The organism is Sphingopyxis sp. (assembly GCF_050916055.1).
Lineage (GTDB): Bacteria > Pseudomonadota > Alphaproteobacteria > Sphingomonadales > Sphingomonadaceae > Sphingopyxis.
In genome coordinates this window covers 1,501,680-1,516,578 of sequence record NZ_CP051527.1, presented here as the reverse complement: position 1 = coordinate 1,516,578, position 14,899 = coordinate 1,501,680, and the positions used below count along the sequence as shown (strand labels likewise).

Genomic DNA, 14,899 nt, shown 5'->3' with positions numbered 1-14,899 from the left:
CGGAACATGCTTCATGTGAGATAAAGGTGATCGGTTCAAGGAAGGTTCTCGGATAGCGACCGATCGCCGTGAGCGGCCGGCCATCCGAAGATTGGGGTCGTGCTTTCGCAACCTACTTGCTCTCCAAAAAGGCCTCGAGTGGAAGCATGAGACATATAATGGAACTGGAACAGCCGGTGAAATCCGGATGGTCATGGTCGGTATTTTTCAGCTCGTTGCGGGTGCAGCTGCTGCTTGGCCTGCTGGTGGGCGTCGCCTTGCCGGTGAGCGTCTATTTTTCGGGCAGCGTCGCGATCTTGACCAGCAACGCCGCGGCGATGAATTCGGCCCTGATTGCGGTCACGGCGACCTTTGCCGCCGTGCTGGCGGTTCGCAAGCTGAGCGAGTTTCCGGGCACGATCGGCGCAAGCTATATCTTTCCCGCTTTCACCGCGAGTTACGCCGCCGGCGTCGCCATCATCCTGCTGGCGCGCGCGCCCTATAGCGGCGCGTTGCTGTCGCTGACCTTCGCTTGCAGCCTGGTGACGCGCTTTGCGATCGGGGCCATGGAACGGCGCCGCGACGAGGGACGATATTATCTGGTCCCCGGCGGCAAGATCGATCGCATCCGCCGCGACCTGGGGGCGCGGTTGACGATGCTGGACGAGCCGATGCTGCCGGGCGATCCCGGCGCGATCATCGTCGCCGACCTGCATCACGATCATAGCGACGAGTGGGAGCGGGCATTTGCCGTCGCGGCGCTCAACGGGATCGGCGTCTATCATTACAAGCAGGTGTGGGAGGCCCGCACCGGCAAGGTTCGCATCGAACATCTGTCGGAAAACAGTCTCGGCTCGCTGATTCCCAGCAACAGTTATGCCAAGATGAAGCGGTTGATCGACATCGTCCTGACGATCGTCGTCCTGCCGATCCTGCTGCTGCCGCTGACGATCACGGCGCTGATCATCCGCCTCGATTCGCCCGGCCCGGTGTTTTTCCGCCAGGAGCGCATCGGTTATCGCGGCTATCCGTTCCGGGTGCTGAAATTCCGCACAATGCGCGTGCCCCAACCGGTGACCGGGACCGTCGACGCGGTGCACGACGCGATCACGCAGGACGACGATGCGCGGATCACCAAGGTCGGCCGGTTCCTGCGCCAGACGCGCATCGACGAGCTACCGCAGCTGTACAACATCCTGCGCGGCGAAATGAGCTGGATCGGTCCGCGGCCCGAAGCACGGCCCTTGTCCGAATGGTATGAGCGCGAAATTCCCTTCTATTCCTATCGCCACATCGTCCGTCCCGGCGTGACGGGGTGGGCGCAGGTCAATCAAGGCCACGTCGCCGGCATCAGCGAAGTCCACGACAAGCTGCGCTTCGATTTCTATTACATCAAGAATTTCTCGAGCTGGATCGATCTGGTGATCCTGTTCAAGACGGTGCTGGTGGTGATCCGGGGTTTCGGCGCGAAATAGCCAGCCCGTCGATCCGCCCGTCGGGGGCGGCGAAGATCATCGGTTCGACATCGAACACCGCTGGAATCCGCTCGGCGAGTTCGCCGGCGCTGGTCCCGGTCTCGCCAAGGATCCGTCCCTCGCGCATCCACACGATGCGATCGGCATAGCGGGCGGCAAGGTTGAGGTCGTGGAGCACCACCGCGACGCCGTGCCCCGCCGCGACGCGCGCGCGCAACACGCCCATCGCATGGTGCTGACGCGCCGGATCGAGCGGCGCGGTCGGTTCGTCGAGGAGCAAGAGCGCCGCCGCGCCGGCGAGGACGCGGGCGAGGGCAGCGAGGCCAAGTTCGCCGCCCGACAGCGTCGCGGTCGAGCGACCGCAAAGATGCGCGCAGCCGACTTCGCCCAGCATCGCCGCCGCGATCTCCAGATCATGCTTGCCGATCGCGCCGCCCTGACCAAAAGCGAAGCGGCCGAGCGCGACCATTTCGACGACGCCGATCGGCCAGGCGACCTCGGCGCGCTGGGGCAGATAGGCGAGGTGGCGGGCGCGGTCGCGCGGCGGCATCGGGCCGAGCGGCAGCCCGCCGATCCGAACCTCGCCCGCATCGGCGTCGCGCAGCCCGGCGAGCAGCCGCAGCAGCGTCGTCTTGCCCGATCCGTTCGGGCCGACGATGGCGACGAGTTCGCCGGGAGTCAGGCGAAAATCGGCGCCGGTCAGCCGCCCGGCGATGGTCAGCCGGTTTGCGACCAGGTCAGTCATGGCGGATATTCCCCCGCCGGAGCGCGATCATCAGGAAGATCGGCGCCCCGGCCAGCGCCGCGACGACGCCGAGCCGCAATTCGGTATCGGTCGGCAGCAGCCGGACAAGCAGGTCGGCGGCGATCAGCATCACCGCGCCGGCGAGCGCGGCGGGCACCAGCGTGCGCCCCGGATCATGGCCGACCCATGGCCGCACGACGTGGGGCGCGACGATGCCGACGAAACCGACCGCACCGGCGAGCGCCACCGACGCCCCGGTCGCCAGCCCGGTCGCGACGACGACGACGATCTGGGTGCGGCGGAAATCGAGGCCGTGGGCGATTGCGGCCTCTTCGCCGACCGCGAGCAGCGACAGGCTGCGCCGCTGGGTGAGCAGCAGCGCCATGCCGGCGGCCATGAACGGTGCGGACAGCGCGAGATCGGCGAACGACCGGTTGGCGACCGATCCCAGCGTCCAGTTGACGAGATCGGACAGCGAAAAGGGGTTTGGCGCAAAATTGAGAATCAGCGCCATCAGCGCCCCGGCCAGGCTGGACAGGCCGACGCCGATCAGGATCAGCGTCGCCATGCCGCGGGTGCGCACCGCGGCCGATGCGAGCAGCGCGGTGACAAGTCCTGCGGCAGCGATCGCGCCGACCGGCAGCGCGAGCGGCCACAGCGCCGCGAGCCCGAAATAGAGCGTCAGCGTCGCGCCGAGCGTCGCCCCGGCGGAGACGCCGAGGATGCCGGGTTCGGCCAGCGGGTTGCGGGTCAGCGCCTGGAGCGCCGCGCCGCACAGCGCCAGCGCCGCGCCGACCGCCGCGGCGCTGAGCAGCCGCGGCAGACGGATGTCGAAAAGGATGATCGCCGCCGCCGGGTCGCGTCCCGCCGCCCAATCGCCGATCAGGCGCAGCGAAACGCCGTCGGGCCCGGTGAGCAGCGCGGCAAATCCGGCGATGAGCAGCAGCGCGGCGAGGATCAGATTGACGCGGCCGGTCATGGGGCCGTCCGGGCGTCGGCGAGCGCGGCGACGGCTTGCCCGGTGAGCCAGTTGCCGCACGCGAGCCATGCGCCCGGCACTTCGACTTCGGCGGCGCGCTGCGCCGTCGCGGCGACGACCGGGTGGCGCGAGGCCGACCAGCCGTCCTGACGGTAGCTGCTACTATCGAAAAAGGCGCGGAAGACGACGTCGGGCGGGCGGCGGACGAGATCTTCGAGCGGCAGCGAGCCCCAGCCCGGCGCGGCACGGTAGGGGGTAAAACCCGCCGCGGCGATCACGTCGGCGACCAGCGAGCCGGGGCCGGTGGTGACGTCGCCGGGGGTGACGTAAAGCGCGGTCGGCTCGTGCGATCCGCCGGGTCGTGCCTCGGCCAAGCCGGCGTCGAAGGCGGCGACGAGCTGGCGGGCTTTGGCAGCGGCGTTCAGGTCCGACCCGGCTTGCAGCACGACCGTCCGCGCGCCCGCCAGCGTGTCGGCATAGCCGAGCCGCACCACGCGGATACCGAGCGCGGCGAGCTGGCGGTCGAACTGTGCGTCGCCGCGATACGAGCGTACTACGACTGCCGGGCGGAGCGCGACGATATCCTCAAGCTGCGGGCGCAGCCGCGGCAGGCCGCGCGCCTGCCGCGCCGCAAAGCCGGCGTCGCTGGCCGCCTCGACCGATACCGCGCGGACGTCGCCGCGCGGTATCAGGCCGAGCACCATCTGATCGGCGCAGAGATCGACGCTGGCGACGCCGCTGAGTTCGGGCAGCGGCGCGCGTTGCTGGCATCCCGTAAGGGCCGCCAGCAACGCGAGGGACGCCGCCGTCCGCATCAGAACGCCCAGCGCGCGCCGGCATATGCCGAGCGACCCGCGGTGCCATAGCCGGCGACCGTCCGGTAATCGGCGTCGAACAGATTTTCGACGCGCCCGAACAATTCGATGCCGCCGGCGAGCGGATAAGAGGCGCGAAGATCGACGAGGACATAGTCGCCCAGGCGCACCTGGTTGGCGCGATCGTCGAAGCTGGCCCCGGCATAGCGCACCGCGACCGAAACATCGGTTCCCTGCAGCGCGCCGGCGGGGGTCCAGGCGAGCTCGGCATTGGCGAGGTGGCGCGGACGGCGCGCGAGCCGGTTGCCGGCGAGCGGCGAGCCGGGGGTGCGGTCCTTGACCGAGATCAGGCTGGTGTTGGCGCCGAGGCGGAACGCGTCGTTCAGCTGCACGCCCGCTTCGACCTCGACGCCTTCGCCGCGGGCGCGGTTGATGTTGTCGTAAGTGCCGAACGGGCGGTTGCCGGTCGCACAGATCGCCGGCAGCGGATCGGGGCCGGGCGGGCAGCTGACGAAATCGATGAGGTTGCGGCTGTCCCGGCGGAACAGCGCGACGTCGAAAAACCACTGCCGGGCATCGCCGAAGCGGACCCCGACTTCATAGGCGCGCGCCTCCTCGGGCAGCAGATCGGGATTGCCGAAGGCGCCGGCCGAGGGCGAGAGCTGGAACAGGGTCGGCGCCTTGAACCCTTCGCGGTAGCTGGCGCGCAGCGTCACGAGATCGCCGAGCCGCTGCCCCGCATCGACGGCGAAGGTGGTCGCGCCGCCGAACTGGCGATGGTCGTCGTGGCGCACCCCGGCGGTGAGCGACAGCGTCGCGGTCGGCTGGGCGAGCAGCATGCCCCAGACCGAGGTCGTCGCGGTCCTGCCGGCATCGCTGGAGAAAGCATCGGCGGTCAGCGCGCGCGTCCATTCGCGCTCGACCCCGGCGACGAGGCGGAGCTGATCGGCATCGCGGCCGAGGCTGCCCGCGGCGCTCCAGTCGAGGCCGTAGCTCAGCCGTTCGCTGCGGCCGCGGGCGCTGAAGGTCGGGGCGTCGCCGCTCGCGGGATCGAAATTGTCGCGATTGATGTCGGCAAAGCCATATTGCAGCTTGTGCGCGAAATGGCCCGCGGCGTCGTTGCCGGCGGGGCGGTGTTCGAGCGTCAGCGCGGCATAATGTTCCTGCGTGTCCTGATATTCGTCGGTGTCGGCGAAGGTGAAGGCGGGGGGCGGGAAGCCGTCGAGATCGACGCGGCTGTCGGCGAACAGGCCGAAGGCGCGCACCGCGAGGGTGCTGCCGATTTCGGTGCGGTTCGCGACGTGGAGCGAATATTGGCGATAGGCATCGCGTTCGGTCCCGGCGGCGGCGCTGCTGATCCCGTCGGTGCGGACATAACCGCCGCCGATCGCGAACTGCGAGGCGCCGAGCGCCGTCGTGCGGAGCTGGCCGTTCAGGCGCACGGTGTCGCGCGCGCCATATTCGGCGGCAATCCGCCCCGACGTGCGGTCGTCGCCGTCGGGATCGGGCAGGGCGGTGGTGACCGAGACGACGCCGCCGATCGCCTGGCTGCCCCAGGCGAGGCTGTTCGCGCCGCGCAGCAGCTCGATGCGGTCGATGCCGCCGATCATCAGATTGGCGAAATCGAAGCCGCCAGCGGGCGACGACGGGTCGCCGACGCGGACGCCGTCGATGACGACGAGCGTCTGTTCGGCCTCGGCGCCGCGGATGCGCAGGTTGGTGACGCTGCCCAGCGTACCGTTCTGCGACAGGCTGACGCCCGGCAGCCGGACGAGCAGATCGGCCGCCGAGCCGTTCTGCGCGCGCTTCAGATCGGCGCTGTCGATCAGCGACCAGGACGCGTTGGTGCGCTCTTCGTCGAGCGGGACCCCGATCACGGTGATCGAATAGTCGTCGTCACCCGCGCCGCCGGCTTCTTCGGCGAGGGCCGGCGATGCGGCGGCGAGCGCCAGCAGCGACAGGGTGGTTCGGCAAGCAAAATTCTTCATAGATTCCTCCAACGTAACGGCCTTGCCGTCACGCGAGGAACCTCGCCTGCCACCGGTGCACCCCGCCCGTTGCAGATAACGGCGACACCCGGGCAGGTTTCCTGGCTCGCCGGGTCATCGGAGAATGCGGCCTTCCCAGGGCCGAGGCCCCAGTGGCATGTTCGCATTCCCCTCGCCGGTCACAGTTGCGGGGGCAGCGCCGGTCTTGCACCGGACTTCCCTTTTCATCCCCGTTGCCGGGGAACCTGAGGTCACGAGGCGGGCCGCTAGCAAAAGCCCCGTCAGCGCGCAATCGACAACTTGCAAACGCGCCGCCAAGGCTCGACATAGGACGCCAAGGAGCGATGCATGGATTTCGGGTTCGACAACAGCTTTCACGCCACGATGGAGGGGTTTTACACCCCCGCCGAAGCCGCGACGCCGCCCGAGCCCAAATTGCTGGCGTTCAACGCGGCGCTGGCCGAGCGGCTGGGGCTCAAGGTCGATGCCGGCGACGACGAGGCCGTGGCGCGCGTTTTTTCGGGCCACACCGTACCCGATGGCGCCAATCCGCTGGCCTTCGCCTATGCCGGGCATCAGTTCGGGCATTTCTCGTCGCAGCTTGGCGACGGCCGTGCCTTGCTGCTCGGCGAAGTGGTCGCGCCCGACGGCGCGCGCTTCGACCTTCAGCTCAAGGGATCGGGACCGACCGCCTTTTCGCGCAACGGCGACGGCAAGGCCGCGATCGGTCCGGTGCTGCGCGAATATCTGGTGTCCGAGGCGATGGCGGCGATGGGCGTGCCGACGACGCGGGCGCTGGCGGCAGTCGCCACCGGCGAGCGCGTCCAGCGCGAGCGCGCGCATCCCGGCGCGGTGCTGACGCGGGTCGCGAGCAGCCATATCCGCGTCGGAACCTTCCAGTTTTTTGCGGCGCATTTCGGCGCCGACCATGTCACCCAATTGTCCGATTATGCGATCCGCCGCCATTTTCCCGAACTGGCGGGCGCCGCCAACCCGCATCTGGCGCTGCTCGACCATGTCATCGGCCTGCAATGCGAGCTGGTGGCGCACTGGCTGGGGGTCGGGTTCATCCATGGGGTGATGAACACCGACAATGTCGCGATCAGCGGCGAGACGATCGATTATGGCCCCTGCGCCTTCATGGACCGGTTTGCGGTCGAGACCGTGTTCAGCTCGATCGATGCCAACGGCCGCTATGCCTATGGCCGCCAGCCGCAGATCATGCACTGGAACATGGCACGCTTTGCCGAGGCGCTGTTGCCGGCGATCCATGCGGTGGCGCCGGACGATGTCGAACGCGCCAAGGAGCTGGTCGCGGCGATTTCGGATCGCTTTCTGGGGGTATGGTTCACCCGGATGCGCGCCAAGCTGGGGCTGGTCGGCGCGGGCGACGAAGATTCGGCGCTGATCGACCGCTTGTTCGGCGATCTGGAAACGCACGGCATCGACTTCACCTCCTTCTTCCGCGCCCTGGCGATGCTGTTGCGCGGCGACGCCGCGATGATGGAAGCGCAGCTGCCGCATCCCGACGCGATGGCGCCGTGGATCGCCGACTGGTGGGCAAGGCTGGAGAGCGAGGGGATTGCGCCGCTCGACCGCGCCGCCGCGATGGACGCGGTGAACCCGCTGTACATTCCCCGCAACCACCAGGTCGAAGCGGCACTGGGCGCTGCCGAGGCCGGCGATCTGGAGCCGTGGCTGGCGCTGCTCGAGGTGGTGCGAAACCCGTATACAGCGCGCGCCGAATGGGCGGACTATGCCGGTCCGGCCCCGGCAGAGGCCGCCGCCTATACCACCTATTGCGGAACCTGAGCCCGCCGCGATCGTTGCCCGGCGGGCAGCCGGTAACGGGGTCGGCGCCGAACGGGGTGAATTGATGGCGCGGCGGCTGACAACGGCGAGAAACCGGCTTGCACCGCCGTCCGTCACGAGCCACAAGAGCGCATCGGCAGTACATTGATGCAAATTTCTGAAAAACCTTGCGAATCGGAGTTTGGCCGATCGCCGCGCTGGCGCGGGCTCCTCGCCCTGTCGTCGTCGTTCGCCGCCTTGGCCTGGACCGCAGGCGCATCGGCGCAGCCGGTCGAGCCACCGCCGGTCGTGCCGACCCTGACCGATTCCGAGGGCAGCGACATCGCGGCGCCGACCCCGCCGCCCGCCGACGCACTATTGCCCGAGGTCGAGCCGATCATCGGCGACGACGAGTTTCGCGAGGCCATTCCGCCGATCCGCGCCGAGGATGACGCCGAACTCGACCGCCCGCTGGAATCGATCGCCGACTTCACCGCACGGCAGGCCGCCGCGGCGCAGCGGGGCGAGGGCGAGGCAGGCGACGCCGACGCCGCTACCCCGACAGTCGATGGCACCCCGGTGCCCGCGCTGGCCGACGGCGACCCGATCGAGGCGATCGGCGATGCGCCGATCGCCGACAGCGAACTTGCCGCGCCGCTGCCGCCGCTGGAAAATTTCAACGTCGAGCCGGTGGTGTTCGCCGAGGCCGAAGCCGACGAAGACGATCGCGACATCGCCTATACGGTGAAGGTCAACGGCCTCGCGGCCGCCGATGACGGCACCGACGTCGATCTGGCCGACCTGTTCGGCGACCTGTCGGCGCTCTACGACGGCGACGGCAAGGCCGAAAATGGCGCGATGGTGCGCGCCCGCCTGACCGCCGACGCCGAACTGATGCAGCGCGTCCTGGCGTCCGAAGGCTATTATGACGCGAAGGTCGATACCCGCATCGATCGCGGCGAACGCGTCGAGGGGCAGCCGCGTCCGCCGCTCGCCGCGGTGATCGACGTCGTGCCGGGGCAGCGCTATACCTTTTCCGACATCGTGCTGGACCATGACCCGACGGTGCCGCCGCGGCTGGTCGAGGACAATTTCCCGCTCACGGTCGGCGAGGCGATCGTCGCGCAGCGCGTGCAGGGCGCCGAAGCCGCGCTGGCACTAAAGCTGCCCGAAGAGGGTTATCCTTTTGCCAAGGTCGGCCAGCGCGACATATTGCTCGACGGCGCGACGGGCGAGGGCGCCTATACGCTGCCGATCGAGATCGGCACCCGCGCCCGTTTCGGCGGCATCGAGACCACCGGCGAGCTGGCCTTCGACGCCGAACATGTCGAAGTGCTGGCGCGTTTCAAGCGCGGCGACCTGTATGACAGCCGCATGGTCGACGACCTGCGCCAGGCGCTCGTCGCCACCGGGCTGTTCGCCAGCGTCGCCGCCGAGCCGCAGCCGACCGGTGAAAGCGCGGGGGACGACACCGAATATGTCACGATGCTGGTCACGCAGCAGGCGGGTCCGCCGCGCACGCTGGCCGCGAGCGCGGGTTATGGCACCGGCGAGGGGCTGCGCGTCGAGGGCAGCTGGACGCATCGCAACCTGTTGCCGCCCGAAGGCGCGGTGATCTTTCGCGGCGTGCTGGGGACGCAGGAGCAGGGCATTGGCGCGACCTTCCGCCGTTCGAACGCCGGGCGCCGCGACCGCACCTTCGAACTGGTCGCCGAGGCGACGCGGAGCGATTACAACGCGTTCGAGGCGCTGACCGGGCGCGTCGGTTTTCGCGTCAGCCGCGATTCGACCCCGATCTGGCAGAAAAAGCTGACCTATGCCTATGGCGCCGAGCTGATCGCGACGAGCGAAGACGATTATGATTTCACCCGCGGCGAACGCGTCCGCGATTTCTACACCATCCTGGGGTTGACCGGGCAGCTCGGCCTCGACCGCACCGACAGCCTGCTCGATCCGACCAAGGGCTTTCGCGTCACCACGCTGATTCAGCCCGAGGGCTCGCTCGCCGGCAGCTTCTCGCCCTATGCGCGGCTGCGCATCGATGCGAGCGGCTATTATCCGGTGGCCGACAATATCGTGCTGGCGGGTCGCGTCCGCGTCGGTTCGATCCTGGGGGCGGCGCGCGAACGGCTGGCGCCGTCGCGGCGCTTCTACGCCGGTGGCGGCGGTTCGGTGCGTGGCTTCGGTTATCAGGAACTGGGACCGAAAGACCCCGACCTCGACCCGATCGGCGGCCGCAGCGTCAACGAGGCGGCGTTCGAGGCGCGCTATCGTTTCGGCAATTTCGGCGTCGTCGGCTTCGTCGACGCCGGACAGGTGTATCGCGGTTCGACCCCGACCTTTTCCGACCTGCGCTTCGGCGCCGGTATCGGCGGGCGGTTCTACACCAATTTCGGTCCGATGCGGCTCGACGTCGCAACCCCCATCGGCCGCGAGCCGGGTGAGGCGCTGGTCAGCGTCTATGTCTCGATCGGCCAAGCTTTCTGATGGCGGGCGGCGCGCCCTTCGACGACGAGGACATGGCGCCGCAGCCAGGGCGGTCGCGGACGTGGCCGGCGCGGATCGCGCGCGGCGTGCTGATCGCGCTCGTCGGCCTGGCCGTACTGCTCGGTCTGTTCGTGGTCGGGCTCAACAGCGATGCGGGGCGGCGGTTCGTCGTCACCCAGGTCGAGAAATTCGAATTCGAGAACGGGATGAAAATCGGCATCGGTCGGCTCGACGGATCGCTGTTCGGTATGATGGTGGTGCGCAACTTCACCCTGTCCGATCCCGAGGGGGTCTTCCTCGCCTCACCCGAACTGCGCGTCGACTGGCGGCCTTTCGCTTATCTGTCGAACCATGTCGACATCCGCTCGGCGACCGCCCAGACGCTGACCCTTCGCCGGATGCCGGCGTTCAAGGTCGTCCCCGACACCGGCGAGCCGCTGCTTCCCGACCTCGACATCGACGTCAAGGCGCTGCGCGTCGATCGCTTCATTTTCGAGCCGGCGGTCGCGGGCGAGCGACAGATCGCCCGCCTCGCCGGGACGATCGCGATCGCCGACCGCCGCGCCAAGGTGACCGCCAATGCCGAAACGATCGGAGCGGGCGCGAAGGGCGACACGTTCAAGCTGCTGCTCGACGCGGTGCCCGAGGCGAACCGGTTGGCGCTGACGCTCGACGTCAATGCGCCGCAGGGCGGGGTGCTGGCGGCGATGGCGGGGTTCGACGAACCGCTGACTGCCAAGATCGACGGGCGCGGCGACTGGGCGGCATGGAACGGCAACCTTACCGCGAACCTTGGCGCCGCGCCGCTGGCGCAGCTTGCGCTGACCGCGCGCGACGGCAATTTCGCGGTCAAGGGCACGACGCAGGCCGCGCGGCTGTTCGAAGGGGCGACGGCGTCGTTACTGGGGCCCGAAACCGCGATCGATCTCACCGCGCGGCTCGCCGAGCGCAAGGCCGATCTCGATGGCCGCGTTTCGTCCGATGCCTTCCGCCTCGGGATCAGCGGCGGGGTCGACCTTGGCACCAACCGCTACGATGCGCTGCAGCTCGCCTTCGTGCTGCTCCGTCCCGGCGCCATCGCGCCCGCGGTGCGCGGCGACGGGGTGCGTGCCAGCGCGACGCTCGACGGCGCGTTCGCGTTGCCGACGGTCGATTATCAGGCGAACGCCAAGGCGCTGGCGTTCAACGATATCGTCGTCGAGACGCTGAGCCTGGCGGGCAAGGCGCGCGTCGATGCCGACCAGATCCTGATCCCGGTGGCGGGGCGCGCGGCGCGCATCCGCGGGCTCGATACGGTGGCCGGGGGGACGCTCACCGCGGTCCGCCTCGACGGCGACCTCGCCTATAGCGAAGGGCGCATTCTCAGCGACAATCTGCGGCTGCGCTCGCCGCGCATCGACGCCAAGGCGATCGTCATCGCCGACCTCAACCGCGGTTTTTATACCGGGGCGATCGACGGGCGGATCAACGATTATCGCATCGAAAGCGTCGGGGTGTTCGACATCGACACCGACGCCGACCTGGAAACCGCGCCGGGCGGCGGCTTTGCGATCGCCGGACGGGTGCGGGCGCGATCGACGCAGCTGTTCAACTCGGGCGTGCGCGACCTGCTCGGCGGCAATGCGACGGCGTCGAGCGACGTGCGCTATGGCACCGACGGTCTGATCCGCTTTGCCAATCTGCGGCTGAACGCGCCGCGACTGCGCATCGTCAGCGGGCAGGGCAGCTATGCGCCCGACGGCCGCGTCGCGCTGACCGCGCGGGCGGTATCGACCGATTACGGCCCGCTCGGGGTCCAGCTGGCCGGCACGATCAGCGATCCGCGCGCGACGCTGACCGCCGAGAGGCCGGGGCTGGGCATCGGGCTCGCCAACCTGGTCGCGCGGATCAACGGCGCGCCGAACGGCTATCGCCTCGCCGCAACCGGCGACACCGATTATGGCCCGCTGTCGGCCGATGTCGTGCTGCTGACCGCCGCCGGGCCGCTGACCATCGACGTCGAGCGCGGCGACCTGTCCGGGATCGGGTTCAAGGGACGGCTGGTGCAGAGCGACGCCGGTCCGTTCGTGGGGCGGCTCGACGCGGCGGGGCAGGGGCTGGGCGGGCTCGTCCGGCTGAGCGCCGACGGGCGCTATCAGGCGGCGGCGATCAACGTCCGCGCCAACAATGTGACGCTGCCCGGTGCCGCGCAGCTGACCGTCGGGTCGGCGATCGTCGACGCCGATGTCACGCTGTACGAGCAGCCGCGGATCGTCGCCGACATCCAGCTCGCGAGCACGCGCATCCGCGACTATGACATCGCCGTCGGGCGGGTGAAGATCGACTATCGGGACGGGCGCGGCAAGGCGCAGGCGCTCGTCGAAGGGACCAACGGGGCGGCGTTCCGCATCGCCGCCAACGCCGACCTCCAGCCCGATCTGTGGCGGGCGGCGGTGCAGGGGCGCGCGACCGGGATCAATTTCCGCACCACCTCACCGGCACGGATCATCCCCGGTCCCGACGGGTATGAGCTGCTGCCGACGACGGTCAACCTGGGGCGCGGCAGCAATGCGCGCATCGCGGGCAAGTTCGGCGACGGGATCATGATCCAGAGCCGGCTCGACCGCGTCAACATGGCGATCCTCAACGCCGTCTATCCCGGCATGGGACTGGGCGGACGGGCGACGGGCAGCCTCGATTTCGAACAGGCCAATGCCGACGCCTTCCCGCGCGCCGACGCGCGGCTCACCGTCACCGGCTTCACTCGGACGAGCGCGGCGACCGTCAGCCAGCCGGTCGACGTCAATTTCGCCGGCAAGCTGCTCGCCGACGGCGGCGAGGCGCGCGCTGTCATGCGCAAGCGCGGCAGCGTCATCGGCCGCGTCCAGGCGTCATTGCGCCCGCTCGGCCCCGGGGCGGGCGACTGGCTGACCCGGCTGCGCGCCGCGCCGCTGGGCGGCGGCATCCGCTACAACGGCCCCGCCGACACGCTCTATTCCTTCTTCGGCCCCGCCGATCAGGGCCTCGCGGGGCCGATCGCGGTCGCCGCCGACTTCAGCTGCCTGGTGGCCGACCCGTGCCTCGAAGGCGTCGTGCGCGGCAAGGACCTGGTGTATGAGAACCAGACTTACGGCACCCGGCTGACCGCGATGACGGTCAACGGCCGCTTCACCGGCAACCGGCTGGAAATCGACGAGCTGACCGCGACCGCAGGCGAGGGCAGCGTGCAGGCGAAGGGCTATGTCAGCCTGGCGCAGGCCGACGGCTATCCGATGAACATCACCGCGACGCTCGACAACGCGCGGCTGGCGCGCAGCGACAATATCGCGGCGCGCGCGACGGGCAATCTGACGCTGGAGAAGGTCGCCGGCCAAGCGGCGCTGCTGTCGGGCAGCCTGCAACTGCCCGAAACGCGCTACCGCATCGTCCGCGAGGGCGCGGCGGCGGTGCCGGTGCTCACCGGGGTGCGGCGCAAGCCCGCGGCGGGGCGGCAGCGGATCAGCGGCGACGGCCTGTCCGCGGTGGGCAGCAGCCTGTTCGACCTCATCCGCCTCGACATCCGGCTGCAGGCGGCCGACGAAATCTATGTCACCGGCATGGGGCTCGAATCCGAATGGCAGGCCGATATCACGCTGAAAGGCACGACCGAGCTGCCGCGGGTGACCGGCGAGATCGAGCTGGTGCGCGGCACCCTCGGCTTTGCGGGCCGCTCGTTCGAGCTCGAGGAAGGGCGGGTCACCTTCCCGACCGGCGATGCCTTCGACCCCGCGATCCGCCTGCTGGCGAGCGACACGATCGACACGGTGACGGTCTCGGTCGCGGTGTCGGGCCGCGCCACCAACCCGCAGGTCGCCTTTTCGAGCGTGCCCGGACTGCCGCAGGACGAGATCGTGTCGCGCATCCTGTTCGGCGATTCGATCACGACGCTGTCGCCGCTGCAGGCGGTGCAACTCGCCGCCTCGCTCAACACGCTGCGCGGTGGCGGCGGCGGCCTCAGCCCGCTCGGCGCGCTCCAGTCGGCAGCCGGGATCGACCGCCTGCGCATCCTCGGCCCCGACGACACCGTCGGCCGCGGCACCGCGCTCGCCGCCGGGCAGTATATCTCGAAGGACATTTATCTGGAGGTGATCACCGACGCGCGCGGCTACACCGCGACGCAGCTGGAGATCAGCCTGACCCGCGCGCTGTCGATTCTGAGCCAGGCCGGCGGGTCTGGGCAGTCGAACCTCAGCGTCCGGTACCGCAAGGATTATTGATGCGCAGCGCCGCGCTCCTGCTGCCGTTGCTGCTGCTCTCCGCCTGCCAGCAGGAGCCCGCCTTCGACGACCGCTACGACAAGGCGGCGAAGGACATCGAGGCCCGCGCCAAAGCGATGGATGCCGATCTGTCGGCGGCCGAAGCCGCGGCGCCGGCGGGCGATGTAAAAGGCGCGCCGCAGGACTTGCCTCCCGCGTCCGAAAAAGCTAACCCGCCCCCGTCATCTGGGGAGTAGCCAGCCGTCCATGCGGACGGGCCATCGCGTCAACATACTCGGTCGAGAGGCCGTGGTGCGGTGGAAGCGGGATCACCGCTTGGGCGAGACCAATGGCATCGCTCCTTTCGTCCGGGCCGGGCGGCGGGTTGCGATGACCGTTGGAGTTCGCCGCCGCCCGGCCCCGGAG

General features: G+C 69.3%; 9 protein-coding genes and 2 riboswitches. Of the genes, 5 read left to right on the top strand and 4 right to left on the bottom strand.

Annotated elements, in window-relative coordinates:
- Positions 1-158 precede the first annotated feature (158 nt).
- Positions 159-1,454: a sugar transferase gene (locus tag HEQ22_RS07325; RefSeq protein ID WP_432770531.1), complete on the top strand. Its 1,296-nt coding sequence runs from the start codon at positions 159-161 to the stop codon at positions 1,452-1,454.
- On the opposite strand, the gene HEQ22_RS07320 is transcribed toward HEQ22_RS07325, so the two are convergent.
- The 4 genes from HEQ22_RS07320 to HEQ22_RS07305 are packed head-to-tail and all read right to left on the bottom strand — an operon-like array spanning position 1,411 to position 5,981.
- Complete coding sequence (locus HEQ22_RS07320; RefSeq protein ID WP_432770530.1) at positions 1,411-2,199, bottom strand: ABC transporter ATP-binding protein; 789 nt, start codon at positions 2,197-2,199, stop codon at positions 1,411-1,413. The two genes, HEQ22_RS07325 and HEQ22_RS07320, sit on opposite strands and share 44 nt — an antisense overlap.
- The gene (locus HEQ22_RS07315) at positions 2,192-3,178 is read right to left on the bottom strand and encodes a FecCD family ABC transporter permease (RefSeq protein WP_432770529.1); all 987 of its coding nucleotides are present in this window, start codon (positions 3,176-3,178) and stop codon (positions 2,192-2,194) included. Before HEQ22_RS07315 ends, HEQ22_RS07320 begins: the two co-directional genes overlap by 8 nt.
- Entirely contained in the window at positions 3,175-3,993 is an 819-nt protein-coding gene (locus HEQ22_RS07310; RefSeq protein WP_432770528.1) for an ABC transporter substrate-binding protein, read from the bottom strand. Before HEQ22_RS07310 ends, HEQ22_RS07315 begins: the two co-directional genes overlap by 4 nt.
- Complete coding sequence (locus HEQ22_RS07305) at positions 3,993-5,981, bottom strand: TonB-dependent receptor plug domain-containing protein (RefSeq protein ID WP_432770527.1); 1,989 nt, start codon at positions 5,979-5,981, stop codon at positions 3,993-3,995. The genes HEQ22_RS07310 and HEQ22_RS07305 overlap by 1 nt, the downstream gene beginning before the upstream one ends.
- A gap of 74 nt (positions 5,982-6,055) precedes the next feature.
- Positions 6,056-6,244: riboswitch (cobalamin riboswitch) on the bottom strand.
- Between the two features lie 85 nt (positions 6,245-6,329).
- On the opposite strand from HEQ22_RS07305, the gene HEQ22_RS07300 reads away from it, so the two are divergent.
- The 4 genes from HEQ22_RS07300 to HEQ22_RS07285 all read left to right on the top strand — a co-directional run bounded on the left by HEQ22_RS07300 (position 6,330) and on the right by HEQ22_RS07285 (position 14,730).
- A complete protein-coding gene (locus HEQ22_RS07300; protein ID WP_432770526.1) occupies positions 6,330-7,793 on the top strand; it encodes a protein adenylyltransferase SelO in 1,464 nt (487 codons plus the stop codon).
- 147 nt (positions 7,794-7,940) lie between these two features.
- Positions 7,941-10,259 (top strand): autotransporter assembly complex protein TamA, encoded by a 2,319-nt coding sequence (locus tag HEQ22_RS07295; protein WP_432770525.1) that lies wholly within the window; start codon positions 7,941-7,943, stop codon positions 10,257-10,259.
- Positions 10,259-14,494, top strand: coding sequence for a translocation/assembly module TamB domain-containing protein (locus tag HEQ22_RS07290; RefSeq protein ID WP_432770524.1), 4,236 nt, complete (start codon positions 10,259-10,261; stop codon positions 14,492-14,494). The genes HEQ22_RS07295 and HEQ22_RS07290 overlap by 1 nt, the downstream gene beginning before the upstream one ends.
- Positions 14,494-14,730 carry a hypothetical protein gene (locus tag HEQ22_RS07285; RefSeq protein ID WP_432770523.1) on the top strand — a complete coding sequence of 79 codons (237 nt, stop codon included), beginning with the start codon at positions 14,494-14,496 and terminating at the stop codon, positions 14,728-14,730. Before HEQ22_RS07290 ends, HEQ22_RS07285 begins: the two co-directional genes overlap by 1 nt.
- Positions 14,696-14,889: riboswitch (yybP-ykoY riboswitch) on the top strand. Its footprint overlaps the gene before it by 35 nt.
- The last annotated feature ends 10 nt before the right edge of the window (positions 14,890-14,899 follow it).

Bases quoted from the DNA above. Each gene is read 5' to 3' on its own strand.
- HEQ22_RS07325 (WP_432770531.1), top strand. From the start codon at position 159: ATGGAACTGGAACAGCCGGTGAAATCCGGATGGTCATGGTCGGTATTT.
- HEQ22_RS07320 (WP_432770530.1), bottom strand. From the start codon at position 2,199: ATGACTGACCTGGTCGCAAACCGGCTGACCATCGCCGGGCGGCTGACC.
- HEQ22_RS07315 (WP_432770529.1), bottom strand. From the start codon at position 3,178: ATGACCGGCCGCGTCAATCTGATCCTCGCCGCGCTGCTGCTCATCGCC.
- HEQ22_RS07310 (WP_432770528.1), bottom strand. From the start codon at position 3,993: ATGCGGACGGCGGCGTCCCTCGCGTTGCTGGCGGCCCTTACGGGATGC.
- HEQ22_RS07305 (WP_432770527.1), bottom strand. From the start codon at position 5,981: ATGAAGAATTTTGCTTGCCGAACCACCCTGTCGCTGCTGGCGCTCGCC.
- HEQ22_RS07300 (WP_432770526.1), top strand. From the start codon at position 6,330: ATGGATTTCGGGTTCGACAACAGCTTTCACGCCACGATGGAGGGGTTT.
- HEQ22_RS07295 (WP_432770525.1), top strand. From the start codon at position 7,941: ATGCAAATTTCTGAAAAACCTTGCGAATCGGAGTTTGGCCGATCGCCG.
- HEQ22_RS07290 (WP_432770524.1), top strand. From the start codon at position 10,259: ATGGCGGGCGGCGCGCCCTTCGACGACGAGGACATGGCGCCGCAGCCA.
- HEQ22_RS07285 (WP_432770523.1), top strand. From the start codon at position 14,494: ATGCGCAGCGCCGCGCTCCTGCTGCCGTTGCTGCTGCTCTCCGCCTGC.